Genomic DNA, 14,231 nt, shown 5'->3' on the forward strand with positions numbered 1-14,231 from the left:
AAGGTGAGATTGAAGGCCTGAAAATCCCCTCCTTTCAAAGGAGGGGAATAAGGGGTGGTTGCATATAACTGACTTAGTTCCGAATAATCGGTAACGTGATACTACTCGGGTACTCCTTCGAATGGTGAATGTTATTTGTTGCTGTTACTCCTTCCGATTCATCATAGTTATTCCCACCGGTATTCAGGTTGCGATCAAACCGAGGAAAGTTGGAACTCGAAACTTCAATTCGAATTCGATGACCTTCCTTGAAATAGTTACTGGTCGACATGGGTGTCATGTTGACTTCATAAATATTTCCTTCTTCCATGAAGACCTCTTTCTCATAGCCTTCGCGATATCTGACACGCTGAATGGTTTCGTCAAGGTTATACGCGGTTCCATCCGGATAAACATCAATCAGCTTGATGGTTACATCCGTATCTTTAACATCTGAAGAGAGGTATAGTTTGCTCTCGATAAAACCGCTCACTTCAATGCCTTCTTCCAGCGGTTCAGATGTGTAGACCAGAATATCATCCCGCAATTCCATCTCCTGCTGATCAAAAGCACCACCCTGCACGGCATTTCCGGTACAGCAGACATTACCGCCATAAGAGGGAACCGGCTCCATTGGATCGTAGACAAAAGAGTCAGGCTGATCCTGATCAGGAGCTTCATCTTGAAGAGCACCGTCACCGTTTCTGGTGTTTGCACTACCGCCGCTGTTCAGGTAGAATGTGGTCATTTCTGCATTTGCGGGGGGCCATTGATCGGCAGTCTGCCACTCATTGGAACCCATCGTGTAGTATCGAACTCTCGGTAGCTCTTCAGTAATATTATTGTCTTCTCCTTTCATCCAAAAATCGAACCAGTCGTAGATCATCTCCTCGTAGTTGAGGGTGGCATCTCCCACATTTCGTTCACCTACTACGGTCTCTTCTGTGGCTCTTGTATAAGAACAGTGAAGGGTAGGGGCAATAACCAGGTACTGGTTGTCGCGGATATCCGGGTCGGATGCGTTTTCCCTGACGTGATTAAAAAGAGCCAGGTTTGGACTCACACCTACATCATACCAGGAAACGAACCAGAAGCTTGGAACTCCAAAATCCATGTCGTCGTGATACAGGCCGCTTTGATACCATTGGGGATCATTCGGTTTTCGGGTGATCATCTCTTCGTAAATCCCTTCCGGTCCGTTTACGTTTTTGATGATATCCTGAATGGGGAGATGACGTAAGCCTTCAGCCCAGTCAACCCGGGGATAGGTGGGAGCCATATCATAAAAACGCTGTAACCGTTGCAGGTCTTCCTGTGAAATACCGCGTGGAAGCTTGGGGGCCATGGGATCGTGCTGGGTAGAGTAGAGCCACGCTGTAAAGAGCATCTGTCCGGCACCGCCTCGGTACCAGTTGCCCTGCTCGTAAAACTCACCGACTCGCCCAACCCCGGCTCCATATCCCTGCGGAACCATAGCGGCGTGTGCGGGGTGATCCATGGCGGCCACAGCCATCTGCCATTCTGCTGTAGATGAACAGCCAAGCGTTCCGATATTCCCGTTGCTCCACTCCTGGTCGGCCATCCAGGTAAACGCATCGTAACCGTCCGTTAGCGGAGTGCCGAGGATATCCCAGTCGCCCTCAGAGAAAAATCGTCCTCTTTCGTTCTGAACCACGTAAGCATATCCACGCTGTACAGCTTGAAGTGCAGAGTTCATCGTTCGTGTATTCAGTTCTCCGTTACGGTAAGAGTTAAAATTATAGGGAGTTCTGGAAAAGATGATCGGCACCGGTTCATCTGTTTTGGGCCGATAGATATCGGTTGCTAATCGCACTCCGTCAGACATCGGCATCATCACTTTTTGATCGATGATGGCGACCTCTTCGAGCTGCTCTAATATATTTTGATTCTGCCCATACGCGAAACTGACACATAATATCAGAAATGAGGAGAGCAGAATTGAAATTTTATATCTCATAGTGGAAAGATTTGATTGATTGATAATACACTTAATGTATATGATTCGCAGTTGAGAATGAATCTGTATTAAAAAGAATGGATTAAAACAAAAAACGCCGGACAGCTCTTACCGCTCGGCGTTTTTGTTTGAATATGTTTTACCTCAACCCTCCAAGGGTTCATAACCCTTGGAGGGTTTTAGATGCTCACTCCGAATCAGTTTTCAATTCCCCTTTATTGTATTTATGGATGATGCTTGAAATAAGTTTCTGATAAGGAATGCCCTCTTCCATTGCTTTAACCTGAATATCCTTAAAGTCCTTTTCCGTGAGGCGAATATTAATTCGTTTATTTTTCAGCGTGCTGTTTTTGGCTGCTTGTCTGATCTCTTTCTTTAGTTCTACTCCGGAAGAAACCCACTCTTCGTTTTCATAGGACTCAATAATCTCTTTCTCTTCTTTATCTATATAATCCATTACTGATTCTCATTATTGATCTATGTTTGAGTTGCTTTACGGCTGCGTTAAACTGCAACCGTTTAACGTGAATCAATCCTGTGATCGTTTATGTTATGGTGATTTTGTATATTTAGGGTATTATAAATGGAAAAATACGTTAAAAAATATCACCTCGAAGACCCACAGCAGTACGAAGATGAACGGGAGTACTGGCGCAGTAAAACGCCGGAGGAGCGGCTTTTGGCACTCGAACAACTGCGCAAGCAATACATGAAACTAAAAGGGATAGATGCTGAGCAAGGAGTTCAAAGAGTTTGCGAAATTATTAAACGATCAGAAAGTTGAATATCTGCTTGTAGGTGGATATGCCGTAGTTCTTTACGGGTACGTTAGATATACCGGTGATATTGATTTCTGGATTAACCCAACCGAGGAAAATGCAAATCGCATAGTTGAGGTTCTCGATCGGTTTGGATTTGGAAGCTTAAATCTTACTATTAAAGATTTCACCAAAGATGATCAGATCATTCAATTGGGATATCCGCCCAACCGAATTGATATCATTACTTCTGTAACAGGTCTGACATTCACGGAGTGTTATCCTAAAAGAAAATCATTTTCAATTGAGGGAGTTGAAGTTCAAACCATTTCTCTTGAAGACCTGAAGAAGAATAAAAAAGCAGCCGGTCGATACAAAGATCTTGATGATCTTGAAAACCTTTAGTTTTATTAAGCAGAATTTTTAATTCAATAAACCCCGGACATCTTTCACCGCCCGGCGTTTGAATTTATTTACAACTAAACCTCCAAGGGTTTCGAACCATTGGAGGGTTTTAGTTTTTAGTATGAATGGTGATTAATGCCCGTGCCCATTACTGTTTCCACCGGTGATGGCATGCCAGTCGAACTGCTCGCTGTAGCCTTCCTGTTCCCACCAGAAGGGCAGACGCTCCCGCTCATGGTTACCGAACTCATTCATCGTTTTGGAATCGTATAGACGGCCGTTGATCATGGTGTACTCCACAAACTCGGTATCGTAGATATCCTCGAGAGGATTCCCGTCAATCACAATCAGGTCAGCCAGCTTGCCAGGCTCGAGTGAACCGATATGGTCTCCCATCCCAATGTAGTTGGCGCCGTTGAGAGTCGCCACTTTCAGTGCATCGTGATTGCTCATGCCACCCTGAGTAAACATCCATGTCTCCCAGTGAGCGGCGAGTCCCTGCAGCTGTCCGTGGGCACCGATATTTACAGTAATTCCGCGATCGTGAAGCTCTTTGGCCGCCGCGGCAACCTGCATGTGGCCAATCTCATACTCCTCTTCAGGAACCATCGTTCGGTGACGAGATCTGGAATCAACCATTCCTCTTGGAGTGAATGTCAGCAGATGCTCTTTTTCCCAAACGTTGGTATGCTGATACCAGTAATACTCACCATTCATACCGCCGTAGTTTACGACCAAAGTAGGCGTGTATCCCACATTCGACTCACCCCAAAGTGTTAGTACATCATTGTAAAGCGGAGCAATTGGAATATTGTGCTCTATTCCTGTGTGCCCGTCCAAAATCATGCTCATGTTGTGGGTGAAGGTAGAACCGCCTTCAGGGACTACATTCACTCCTAATTCGCGTGCGGCTTCCAGAACCTGCTGTCGCTGTTCACGCCTTGGCTGGTTGTAGCTTTTCACGGATGTGGCTCCGAATGCCTGAGTTCTGCGAATGGCTGAACGTGCGTCTTCCAAATTGTTAATGACTGTTTTTTGCACATTTTCCGCACCGTACAGAATTCGTCCGGTAGAGAAGATTCGCGGCCCGATCATATTTCCGGATCGCACCATCTCAGCCTGAGAGAAGATCATCTCTGTGTTGGATGACGGATCGTGGGCTGTGGTTACACCGTAAGCCAGGTTCGCAAAATACTCCCACTGTTGATTCGGACTCAGTCCGCTTCGGAAATTACCAATATGAGCGTGCGCATCCACAAGTCCAGGCATGATGGTTTTTCCTTCCACATCCATCACATAGGCACCGCGCGGAATGGAAATTTCGTCAGCCGTTCCAACGGCTTCAATTCGGTTTTCGCGAACCACAATGGTTCCGTTTTCTATAACCTCTTCGCCGTTCATCGTAATGATATGGGCGTTGGTAAACGCAACGGTACCGGATGGTTTGTCAGATTCAATTTCCAGGCCGATGCTGATTGCATCATTATCTCCAAGCGGAAGCTCCTCATTTGTTTCTCCATTCAGAAATTCAAAAGCTTCGTTCAAGCCTACGCTGTAGAATTGTTCACCGAGTGTCCATCGAAGTTCATCGCTGTCGGCTGACCAGTGCAGGTTGTATCCTGCATCACGAGCCACATGTGTGACCGGAATGGATCGAGTGTTGGAACTCAGTGTGATGTCTGTACCAACCTGCGGCATCGGAGCAATGTAAACCTTGTAGAGCTCGGTAAACGCAATCCATTTGTTGTCAGGGCTTGGCGTGTAATCGATAGCATACTCAGATTGGAAATGCTGGCGGTCATCCTGGCCATTCAAATCCATACTTCTAAAGCTGGTGTAGGCCTGATAAAAGATTCGGTCACCGGAAGCATTAAACTTCGGGTTACTTCCACTTTCGGAAATCAGTTTCATTTCGCCACCGCTAACCGGCATCGTGTAAATTCCCGGATTTTGCGTGTATGCATGTCCCTGATGGTTATTTCCGCTATCCCTGCGGAAGAGCAAGGTCTGTCCATCGGGTGAGAAAGATGGTGTACGGTAAATCCCCTTTTCAGTGGTGATCGTTTGCGGACGAGCGTTTCTTCGGTCTAATCGAAGAGTTTTAATTTTTCCAAGCTCTTCATCCGTCCAGGTAACATAGGCAAGTAAATTGCCATCCGGAGAGAAGGACGGTTCAAATTCCAGGTTTTCCTCTTCAGTGATTCGCTCTGGAGTACCGTTAGGCAGATCTTTCTTCCAGAGATATCCGGCCGCGTTGAATACCAGCGTTTCTCCATCAGGTGAGGTTACAGCGTGGCGTACGGCTTTAGCCTGAAATGTATCGGGGGCGGGATCAAACTCAAAATGGACAACATCCGCCAGTTGTTGGTTTACTTCTGCACTGAATGGTATTTCTTCTGCTTCAAGTGTTTCCGTATTCAATTTGTGAATTTTGCCCATGGCCCAGAATACGAGGTGATTTCCATCGGGAGTCCAGCTGATGTTAGTATAGGGACCAAAAATTGCCCAGGCCTGCTGTTGATCAAAACTTAGCTCATCATAAACAGGCTTTTCAATACCGGTTTCAAGATCACGAATGTAGAGAACGGATTTAGTTCGAACCCGCTTTACAAATGCGAGCTGCTTTCCATCGGGAGATACAGTAGGGGAGATTGCTCCGCCGGGTCCGCCTGTAATTCGGTCAATTTCACCGGTTTCGCGATCGTAACGGTTAATGACATAAATCTGACTATTGGCATCTCTGTTGTACTGAAATCCTCCACCGGGGTAAACATCCTGGCTATAGTAGATATATCGTCCGTCAGGAGAAACGTTTGGCTGACCAAGATCCTGCTGATCATTCATTCGTTCCACCAATTGAATACCTGAGCCTCCTGTGATGTGGTACAACCAGAGCTCTCCGGCTCCCAATGACCGACCCGAGGTGAAGTGTTTACGGGCTACGATGTAGTCGCCGTCGGGAGACCATGAGGCATTATTTAGCAGCCGAAAACTCTCTTCGGTAATCTGTTTGGCATCCGAACCGTCGCGATTCATCACCCAGATATTGTCTCCACCGCCGGCATCACTGGTGAATGAGATTTTGGAGCCATCGGGACTAAATCGAGGTTGAATTTCATATGCGAGGTTTTCGCGCAGAACTTTTGCCTCACCACCTTCAATCGGAATGATGTAGATATTTCCAAGAAGGTCGAACACAATTTCAGTTCCATCCGGACTCACATCCAGATTCATCCAGGTTCCTTCTTCAGTGTCGAAACTAATTTCTGTGAAATCGGCACGATGCTGGGTTACATCCCATTTATCGTCACCATTTTCCTGTGCGTAAGTACCCAACGCAAAAAAGAAAGATAGAGCAAAAAGTAAAAGTCGTTTCATGTAAGGTAGTTTTAGTTAAAAATCGATTGCTTGGATGTTACTAAAACTTGAGGAGAATCGTGGCGCAGAAATGTAATTTGTTTTAAACGGAAAGGGCGGTTTTGGTAATGGAACAAGTTGTTTCAAAAAGACTTTAAAAGAGTAGTACTGCCTTTAAAAGTGTTTAAAAAGGCAAAAAAATGAAATTTAATTTGAATTTTCGTTTTCATTCGGTCATATTCACCGTTTAGAAAAATATAAACATACAATGAATTTCTACCCGACCCGTTATGTTTTGGGTTAAAGAGCATCATTAACAAACAAGCAATAGATATGAAATCATTAATAATCACACTCGCAATGCTTATAGCAGGATCATCTGCTGTATTTGCACAGCAGGAACCCCCAAACGGTATGGGTGAGCTTCAGGCTTATGCTGTATTCATGGATGCATATAAAGGAGATGACTACGATATGGCCATCAATTTTGGTGCATGGATGATTGAAGCAAAACCTGAAAAAATTGAGGGTCATGATGGTTTTGACCTTCTTCGACAGTTTGACCGTATGGTGAAGGTTTACAAAGGTGCGGCAGAGAACGAGAGTGACCCGACATCTAAATCAGAATACATGAAAAAGGCTGTTGATGTATTCGATCAAGCGTTTGAAACGTTTTCGGAGGATGAAATGGATCAGTTTGAGTGGAAGCTAAAATTGGGTCGATTTTATCATGAGAACAATTCTGCTCTGAATGTTGGTACCAGTCAAATTGCTGAAAAATATGAAGAGGCTTACGAAGAAGATCCAGAAAGATTTGCAAATGCAAGTGATGGATACTTTGCAGGCTTTCTGCTCGATCGTTATGCATCTCAGGGTCAACGGGATAAGGCTTTTGCCATGATTGATGAAATTGAAAGCTACGCAACACCTGATCTTCAGAATAAAATTACTTCCGCACGTGAGTCACTATTCGACGGACCGGAAGAGCGTATTGAATTTTATGAATCACAGCTTGCCGATGCAGGTGATAGTGAAAAGGAACAGCTTCTTACCGACCTGGTTAATCTTTACGAGGAGACAAGTGAGGGTGATAAGGCTGCAGATGCTGCGATTCAACTTTATGAGCTGAATTCAACATATGCAAACACCCGAAAAGTTGCTTCAATCTATCTGGACGACGGAGAATATGAAGCTGCAATTGAATTCTTGGAAGAATCATTTGAAAAAGCTGAGAATGATGCGGACAAAAAAGAGATTTCACTTGAACTGGCAGAAACTCATCAGCAGCTTGAGGAATTTCGTCAGGCTCGACAGTACGCGCGTCAAGCCATTGATATCGACAGTAACTATGGTGAAGCTTATATGAGAGTCGCTGCCATCTATGCTGCATCTATTTCAGAATGTACAGGCGGACAGGCACTGGAGCGGGAAGATCGAACCGTGTACTGGTTGGTTGTAGACTATCTGAATAAAGCAAAAGAAGCAGATCCAAGTCTTGCGTCTAATGCTAACAATCGTGCCGAATCTTACAGTAGTGCAATGCCAACATCTGAGGATAAGTTTTTCAAAGGATGGGAAGCAGGCGATAACTTCAGAATTAACGGCGAAGTGAGAGAGTGTTATGCATGGATTGATGAGGCTACCACTGTGAAGTAATTTTTCAAAAGAAACAGTTAGAAAAGGCACCCTGATGTAAATTGGGGTGCCTTTTTTTATGTGTAAATTATTTTAGGCACAAGGGGAGACAGTACCTTCAATTGAGTATAGAAATGTACGTGGGTTAAAAGAGATGAAACCAAATGGGTAAGAATTTGATTATGTGAAAGCGTCCGGATTTATGTGAACACTCTATCTGCAATGCAAATACTCATGATAAAATATCTGATTAATAAGCCCCTGCTTAGAAAGGGTGATGGATATTTTCCCTCAATGAATTTGGCTGACCGCTATTTTAAACTGCTAATCACATCTTTCTTTCCCTTTTTTCTTCTACTGCTGTTTCCGGACCTGAACTATTCTCAAAGTACTGTTTCAGATGAAAAGGTGATTTCAGGGAGAGTTATTGATAAAATCTCCGGAGAAGCTCTGGAAGATGTAAATGTATATTTATCGTACACTACCAAAGGAATCGCTACTGATGAATATGGGCAATTTTCATTCGGAACAACTCTAACAGGGCAGTTTGAGTTGGTATTCAGCATCATAGGCTACGAGTCACAAAAAAGGATTGTAACATTGGGTGACGGAACAGATCATTTGATCTTTGAAGTTGAACTGATTAAAAAGCCAATACGTCTTACCGAATTAGAAGTTCGGGCGGATAATTCGGATTGGATAAGAAACTTTGATGATTTCAGCAGACAATTTTTGGGAGAAACATACAACGCTTCGGAGACTGAAATTGAGAATCGATGGGTTTTCAATTTTGATCGTAATGAAGACGGTGATCTTATTGCTACTGCGGATGGACCGATTCGAATTTTAAATCATGCTTTGGGTTACGAGCTTCTGGTAGATCTCACAGACTTCTCCTGGAATGTAAGTGAAGGAAGCGGATATTATCTTGTACAAATACGATTTAAGGAGATGGAACCGGAATCGGGCCAGGAATTTCGTTCTTGGGTCAGAAACAGGGAGCAGGCTTATAATGGATCCTTTCGGCACTTTCTGAAAAGCCTTTATGATGATCGGCTGGCAAGAAATCGATTTGAAGTGGTTTGGATGGACACAAATCAAAGAGGGCGTATCCAACCAATTGACCAGTCCCAATTGGATCAGAGTTTGCGTTTTCACGGTTTGAATCCAGGGTTAGCATCGCAAGGGGTAAAAGGGTATCTATTAAGAGAGCCTGTTGATATTCTGATTGGCAGAAGAAATGTTCTTGTCGATAACAGGAAACGGGCGCGGCTGGTACCGATGAGAGATGACAATATCTTTTTTATAATGCCTGACGGAAATCTTGCGGATCTTTTAGCAGTAGCCATTGCGGGCTATTGGTCTACATATAGAATAGCAGATATGGTTCCTATAGACTATGAGCCGGGTTAATTCAGAGTGTATTTTAGATTTAGAGAGCAAAAAAATATCATTCCGGACATTATCAAGAACACATTTTTCTGATTTAGCAAAATGATTCTTATCCAACACCCGGAATGACACGAATATACTTTCGTTAAGCCGTTGATTAATTTCAAAAGGGCGACAAGTTTACATTTTAAAATTTTGCACTTCTACACCTAACATTTGCTCTAGCTCAGAAAGTGTGTTTATATCACTTAGTTTCATCGCCTTGTTGGTATTCAAAAATGCAGCCGGAACGTGAACGGCACGAATCAGGAGATCTTCATATTCATCAATAGAACCCAGATTGTAGTTAGCATCCATGAATATTCGAATATCAACAAAGGTATAATCAAAATTGATCTGAACAGTCCCCCTGCTGTTGAAATCAGTTATTGGAAGTTGACGCCATACTTCAAGATCATCTTCAGGAATATAATCCTCTAAAACGTAGGCAAGCATAACATCAGACTCAAAAACCTCTATTTGAGTTGGAATATCCCTGAAGAATTCAAATCCATTGGATTGCGTCAGATCTGCTTCAAATTCAAATGAAGTTGGAAGTACTTCAGGTCCGGGAGGGCCCTGCGGACCTTCGGGGCCAACCGGGCCGGGTTCGCCACACCCGTTGAGAAGTAAAAATAAGGCAACAGAGGTAAAGAGAAATTTTATCAGCTTTTTCATAGCAGCAAAATTTAGTGAGGTTAGTTGAATGGTTTCCTTTTCTAACGCTGTATTGTACTGCAGGTTGCGCTGTGTTTTACAAGCCTTAAGTAATTGAAAATATTAGGATAATATATGGGATACTCCTCTCGCATATTCATGTTACAAACTAGGCGTTTTGTGCGTATAAAGATGAGTCGTGCCTCTGGCACTTTCGTTGTAGTGTACTACTCAATACACCAAAATAAATTGTGGCGTTACAATATTGGGCGTGCCGAGTGGCACTTACTTTAAATATCAAATAAAGTATTCATCATAGAGCTATTTTTATAGCAGTGAGGACTCAAAAATAAAGTGCTTAACTAGGTACACTGTTTTTTGAAAGTAAAACCAAACCCAAATGCCGTTAGGCATGAGCGGATATTGTATCCACAGAATTTAATCTGTGGGTTGAGGTGAGTAAAACACCCCAAAAAGTGCCGTAGGCACGGTGTATGTGAGTGGTAATTAATCGTCTTGGCAAAAGTGATCGCTTAATCAGATAGGCTCATGGAATAGATATTTTGCATTGTAGTCTATATCAAAATATTCAAGTAGCTTGACATACTCCTCGTGGAAACTTCTCTTTTTATGATGCTCTTCCTGATTTTTTATGTATTCATAAACCCGTTGAATTTGTGAATGTCCATAGCTGAAACAGCCAAACCCTTTTTGCCACTCAAATCGATTTGTAGTTAAAGCCTGTTCATTCACCCATTTTGAAGATTTTGACTTAACTGATTTCATGACTTCTGACACAGATATGTTTGGTTTTAGAGCAAAAAAACAGTGGATATGATCCTCGCAACCATTTACGATTAATGTGTTACACCCCATCTCATTGATCAGATTACCTATGACTCCACACAGTTTAGATCTCCATTTTTTATCTATAACTGCTTTTCTATATTTCACGGGAAAGACAGTTTGTATATAGATTTGATGGTATGTATTTGCCATTTTTGTATTCTTATTATGTTGTTATGTATGGATTTAACATAGGGAAAAAATGAGTACAATACTTGATATGAGTCGTGCCTCCGGCACTTCAGACGTGATGATCTACCCAATACACCACAATGAATTGTGGTGATACAACATTGACCGTGCCTAATGGCACTTGGTTTGAGTTTTATATCAGATATAAAATGCTTATCGCAGAGTTATAGCGTGTGGATGATTAGTTTTCTACTAAAGAGTATTCGATATGAGTTAAAAATTTTGGGTGATGCTCCCAAACCCAAATGCCGTTAGGCATGACTGGATATTGTATCCACAGAATTTATTCTGTGGGTTGAGTTGCCCAAACGACCAAAGGGTAAGTGCTGTAGGCACGGTTCATTTTGGTTTCGTCATGAGTGGTAAAATTTTGCAATGCCTTTGCGTCTCAACTAAGTTCTCACTATTTAGAAAGTCGATTATTTAACCAAACAAATCGACCTATATGACTGCACAACCTACTATTAAATCACTACTCATTTATTCTATTCTGATTCTGTTTACCGGGATTGCCTGTCAAACGACAGGACAAACCACAAGTTCAGAGAGTTCACCGTCATCTTCTCAAGCTATCCCTGCCAATGCGGAAGTGGACGAAGGGCTTTTTAATGTTTATCAATCCGGTGATAAAATCTATTATGCAATTCCTGAAGAGATGTTGGGACGAGATATGGCCATTATGAGCCGGATTGCAAAAACAGCGGAAGGCCTGGGTTGGGGCGGTGATCGACTGGCCGGTCAGCAAGTTGTGCAATGGGACAGAAGAGGGGATAAGATCCTTCTCCGCGGTGTATCCTACAGCAATACAGCTGATGAGAATCAACCCATTTACGAAGCGGTTCAGAATTCCAATTTCCCGCCAATCATCGAATCATTCGACATTCTGGAAACAAGAAACGGTTCGGTGGTGATCGATGTAAGTGATCTCTACCTGGAAGATTCCCGCATATTTGGCCTGCAAAACCGGCACCGCCAACAGTATACAGTTCGCGGACTGGACCGTGATCGATCGTTTATGGAGTTTGTAAAGAGTTTTCCGGAGAACATTGAGGTTCGAACCGTACTGACATACAATGCAGAAAATCCCCCATCACAGCAGAGAACGGGTTCGATCTCAATTGAAGTGAACCACAGTATGATTTTGCTACCTGAAGAACCAATGCGTCCTCGATTGTATGATGAACGTGTAGCAATGATCAGTATCTCACAAACCGATTACGGTGATGATGCTCAATTCAGCAAGACCAAGCGATTTGTTACCCGCTTTCGGCTCGAGCCGGTAGATGAGGATGCGTATTTGAGAGGGGAGTTGGTGGAGCCGAAAGACCCGATTGTGTTTTATATCGATCCGGCCACACCTGAGCAATGGCGCCCGTATTTTAAAGAAGGAATTGAGGAATGGAATGTTGCTTTTGAAGAGGCCGGATTTAAAAATGCGATACGCGCCGAGATGGCACCGGTTGATGACCCCGATTTCAGTATGCTGGATGCACGCTATTCTGTGATCCGATATGTCTCGAGCCCGGTGCACTCGGCCAATGCAGGTCCGGATGTGATCGATCCCCGTTCAGGTGAGACGATTCGTGCTCATATGAATATGTATCATAATGTTCAAAAAAGGCTACACTGGTGGTCACTTAGCCAGACCGGCCCTCGGAACCCGGAAGTTCAGCAGCCTCACCTCTCCACGGAGGAAATGGGCCAATATTTGCAGTATGTAGTATCTCATGAGTTGGCGCACGCGCTGGGCTATCCACATAATCAGCGTGGGAATACAGCTTACTCAATTGAAGATTTACGTGACCCGGAGTTTACGAATGAGAAAGGTAATTCATCCTCAGTGGTTGGGCGGACCCGATTTAATTATGTAGCTCAGCCGGAAGACGGGGATGTTCGTGTTCACAGAAGTGTAGGTGAGTATGATGTATGGGCAATAAAATGGGCCTATTCCTATCTTCCTCAATTTGACACACCTGAGGATGAGAAAGAACTCCTGAACGAGTGGGTTCTTGAAAGAGCTGATGATCCCGCCATGCAGTTCGGATATGGCTATGGAGATTTTGACCCAACTCAGACCACAGAGTCGATTGGTGACGACTGGGTTCGAGCCAGTGAATTGGGAATGCGAAATCTTCATCGGGTTATACCAAACCTGCTCGACTGGATGGGCGAAGAGGGAGAGACCTATGATGAGGTTCGCATGCGCTACATGCAGATGTTTGTGCACTGGGGCAGAATGACCGAGCGTGTAATTGCAGCCATTGGCGGATCGCGTGAGGAGCATAAACGATTTGGGCAGGAGGGACCGGTTTACTCCGATATTCCTAAAGAGGATCAAAAACGGTCGATGGAGTTTCTGGATGAACATTTGTTTGCAACACCGGAGTGGCTCCTTGATCAGGAACTGCTCAGAACATTTGAATATGTTGGCACGGTAGAACGAATTCGCTGGTACCAGGTGACCGGTCTCAACGCACTTCTATCACCACACCGTATGGAGCGTCTGGTAGAGCAGCATGCCATGAACGGGGATGACGCCTATGGCCCTGCTGAGATGCTGGATGATCTGCGTCAAAGCATCTGGAAAGAACTGGATGGCAGTGATCCGGTAGACACTTACCGGCGCAATCTCCAGCGCGCATATTTGGATAGAATGGAGTACTTGTTGAAGGAAGCTTCAGCCGAAGCGGGTAACCCTCCGGCAGATTATCGACCGGATGTTGGCATGGAAAACCTTAGGACCGATTTTCATATTCAGCAGTCGGATATTCGTCCATTGGTGATGGAGCAATTGAACGAATTGAAATCAGATGTTGAACGCAACTTGAACAGTACTTCTGACCGCTATACGCGAACTCACTTCGAGTATGTGGTGAAGCGGATTGATGAGATGATTTGATTGATTAGTCGGTTGAATAAATAAAAAAACCTGTCAGGTCTCGAAGACCTGACAGGTTTGAAATTAATTAAGCTAAATAAAAATAGACGCTGAC

10 protein-coding genes are annotated in these 14,231 nt (G+C 43.9%); 5 read left to right on the forward strand and 5 right to left on the reverse strand.

Going from position 1 to position 14,231, the window contains the following annotated elements; all coding sequences use genetic code 11:
• Window positions 1–73: 73 nt before the first annotated feature.
• On the reverse strand, window positions 74–1,957 hold the full coding sequence (locus CWD77_RS00065; RefSeq protein ID WP_101071156.1) for a CocE/NonD family hydrolase: 1,884 nt from the start codon (window positions 1,955–1,957) through the stop codon (window positions 74–76).
• Between the two features lie 187 nt (window positions 1,958–2,144).
• Window positions 2,145–2,414, reverse strand: a complete 270-nt coding sequence (locus CWD77_RS00070) for an antitoxin (protein ID WP_101071157.1) — start codon at window positions 2,412–2,414, stop codon at window positions 2,145–2,147.
• A 126-nt stretch (window positions 2,415–2,540) separates the two neighbouring features.
• Here CWD77_RS00070 and CWD77_RS15460 point away from each other — a divergent pair, with 126 nt between their 5' ends.
• Window positions 2,541–2,741 (forward strand): toxin secretion, membrane fusion protein, encoded by a 201-nt coding sequence (locus CWD77_RS15460; RefSeq protein ID WP_133120136.1) that lies wholly within the window; start codon window positions 2,541–2,543, stop codon window positions 2,739–2,741.
• Window positions 2,686–3,120, forward strand: coding sequence for a nucleotidyltransferase (locus CWD77_RS00075; RefSeq protein WP_101071158.1), 435 nt, complete (start codon window positions 2,686–2,688; stop codon window positions 3,118–3,120). The genes CWD77_RS15460 and CWD77_RS00075 overlap by 56 nt, the downstream gene beginning before the upstream one ends.
• A 132-nt stretch (window positions 3,121–3,252) precedes the next feature.
• On the opposite strand, the gene CWD77_RS00080 is transcribed toward CWD77_RS00075, so the two are convergent.
• On the reverse strand, window positions 3,253–6,498 hold the full coding sequence (locus CWD77_RS00080; RefSeq protein ID WP_101071159.1) for an amidohydrolase family protein: 3,246 nt from the start codon (window positions 6,496–6,498) through the stop codon (window positions 3,253–3,255).
• Window positions 6,499–6,810: 312 nt separating this feature from the next.
• On the opposite strand from CWD77_RS00080, the gene CWD77_RS00085 reads away from it, so the two are divergent.
• On the forward strand, window positions 6,811–8,133 hold the full coding sequence (locus tag CWD77_RS00085; RefSeq protein ID WP_108722883.1) for a tetratricopeptide repeat protein: 1,323 nt from the start codon (window positions 6,811–6,813) through the stop codon (window positions 8,131–8,133).
• Between the two features lie 213 nt (window positions 8,134–8,346).
• Entirely contained in the window at window positions 8,347–9,525 is a 1,179-nt protein-coding gene (locus CWD77_RS00090) for a carboxypeptidase-like regulatory domain-containing protein (RefSeq protein ID WP_165779034.1), read from the forward strand.
• Between the two features lie 159 nt (window positions 9,526–9,684).
• Here the strand turns inward: CWD77_RS00090 and CWD77_RS00095 are convergent, their stop codons facing one another.
• Together CWD77_RS00095 and tnpA are read right to left on the reverse strand one after the other, a co-directional pair.
• Complete coding sequence (locus CWD77_RS00095) at window positions 9,685–10,221, reverse strand: hypothetical protein (protein WP_101071162.1); 537 nt, start codon at window positions 10,219–10,221, stop codon at window positions 9,685–9,687.
• Between the two features lie 516 nt (window positions 10,222–10,737).
• Window positions 10,738–11,199: an IS200/IS605 family transposase gene (gene tnpA, locus CWD77_RS00100; RefSeq protein WP_101071163.1), complete on the reverse strand. Its 462-nt coding sequence runs from the start codon at window positions 11,197–11,199 to the stop codon at window positions 10,738–10,740.
• 484 nt (window positions 11,200–11,683) lie between these two features.
• On the opposite strand from tnpA, the gene CWD77_RS00105 reads away from it, so the two are divergent.
• On the forward strand, window positions 11,684–14,137 hold the full coding sequence (locus CWD77_RS00105; protein ID WP_101071164.1) for a zinc-dependent metalloprotease: 2,454 nt from the start codon (window positions 11,684–11,686) through the stop codon (window positions 14,135–14,137).
• Window positions 14,138–14,231 lie beyond the last annotated feature (94 nt).

The sequence above is a fragment of the Rhodohalobacter barkolensis genome, from assembly GCF_002834295.1.
Classification (GTDB): domain Bacteria; phylum Bacteroidota; class Rhodothermia; order Balneolales; family Balneolaceae; genus Rhodohalobacter; species Rhodohalobacter barkolensis.

What these genes read in the sequence shown, in the direction of transcription:
- CWD77_RS00065 (WP_101071156.1), bottom strand. Translation starts at nt 1,957, where the DNA reads ATGAGATATAAAATTTCAATTCTGCTCTCCTCATTTCTGATATTATGT.
- CWD77_RS00070 (WP_101071157.1), bottom strand. Translation starts at nt 2,414, where the DNA reads ATGGATTATATAGATAAAGAAGAGAAAGAGATTATTGAGTCCTATGAA.
- CWD77_RS15460 (WP_133120136.1), top strand. Translation starts at nt 2,541, where the DNA reads ATGGAAAAATACGTTAAAAAATATCACCTCGAAGACCCACAGCAGTAC.
- CWD77_RS00075 (WP_101071158.1), top strand. Translation starts at nt 2,686, where the DNA reads ATGCTGAGCAAGGAGTTCAAAGAGTTTGCGAAATTATTAAACGATCAG.
- CWD77_RS00080 (WP_101071159.1), bottom strand. Translation starts at nt 6,498, where the DNA reads ATGAAACGACTTTTACTTTTTGCTCTATCTTTCTTTTTTGCGTTGGGT.
- CWD77_RS00085 (WP_108722883.1), top strand. Translation starts at nt 6,811, where the DNA reads ATGAAATCATTAATAATCACACTCGCAATGCTTATAGCAGGATCATCT.
- CWD77_RS00090 (WP_165779034.1), top strand. Translation starts at nt 8,347, where the DNA reads ATGATAAAATATCTGATTAATAAGCCCCTGCTTAGAAAGGGTGATGGA.
- CWD77_RS00095 (WP_101071162.1), bottom strand. Translation starts at nt 10,221, where the DNA reads ATGAAAAAGCTGATAAAATTTCTCTTTACCTCTGTTGCCTTATTTTTA.
- tnpA (WP_101071163.1), bottom strand. Translation starts at nt 11,199, where the DNA reads ATGGCAAATACATACCATCAAATCTATATACAAACTGTCTTTCCCGTG.
- CWD77_RS00105 (WP_101071164.1), top strand. Translation starts at nt 11,684, where the DNA reads ATGACTGCACAACCTACTATTAAATCACTACTCATTTATTCTATTCTG.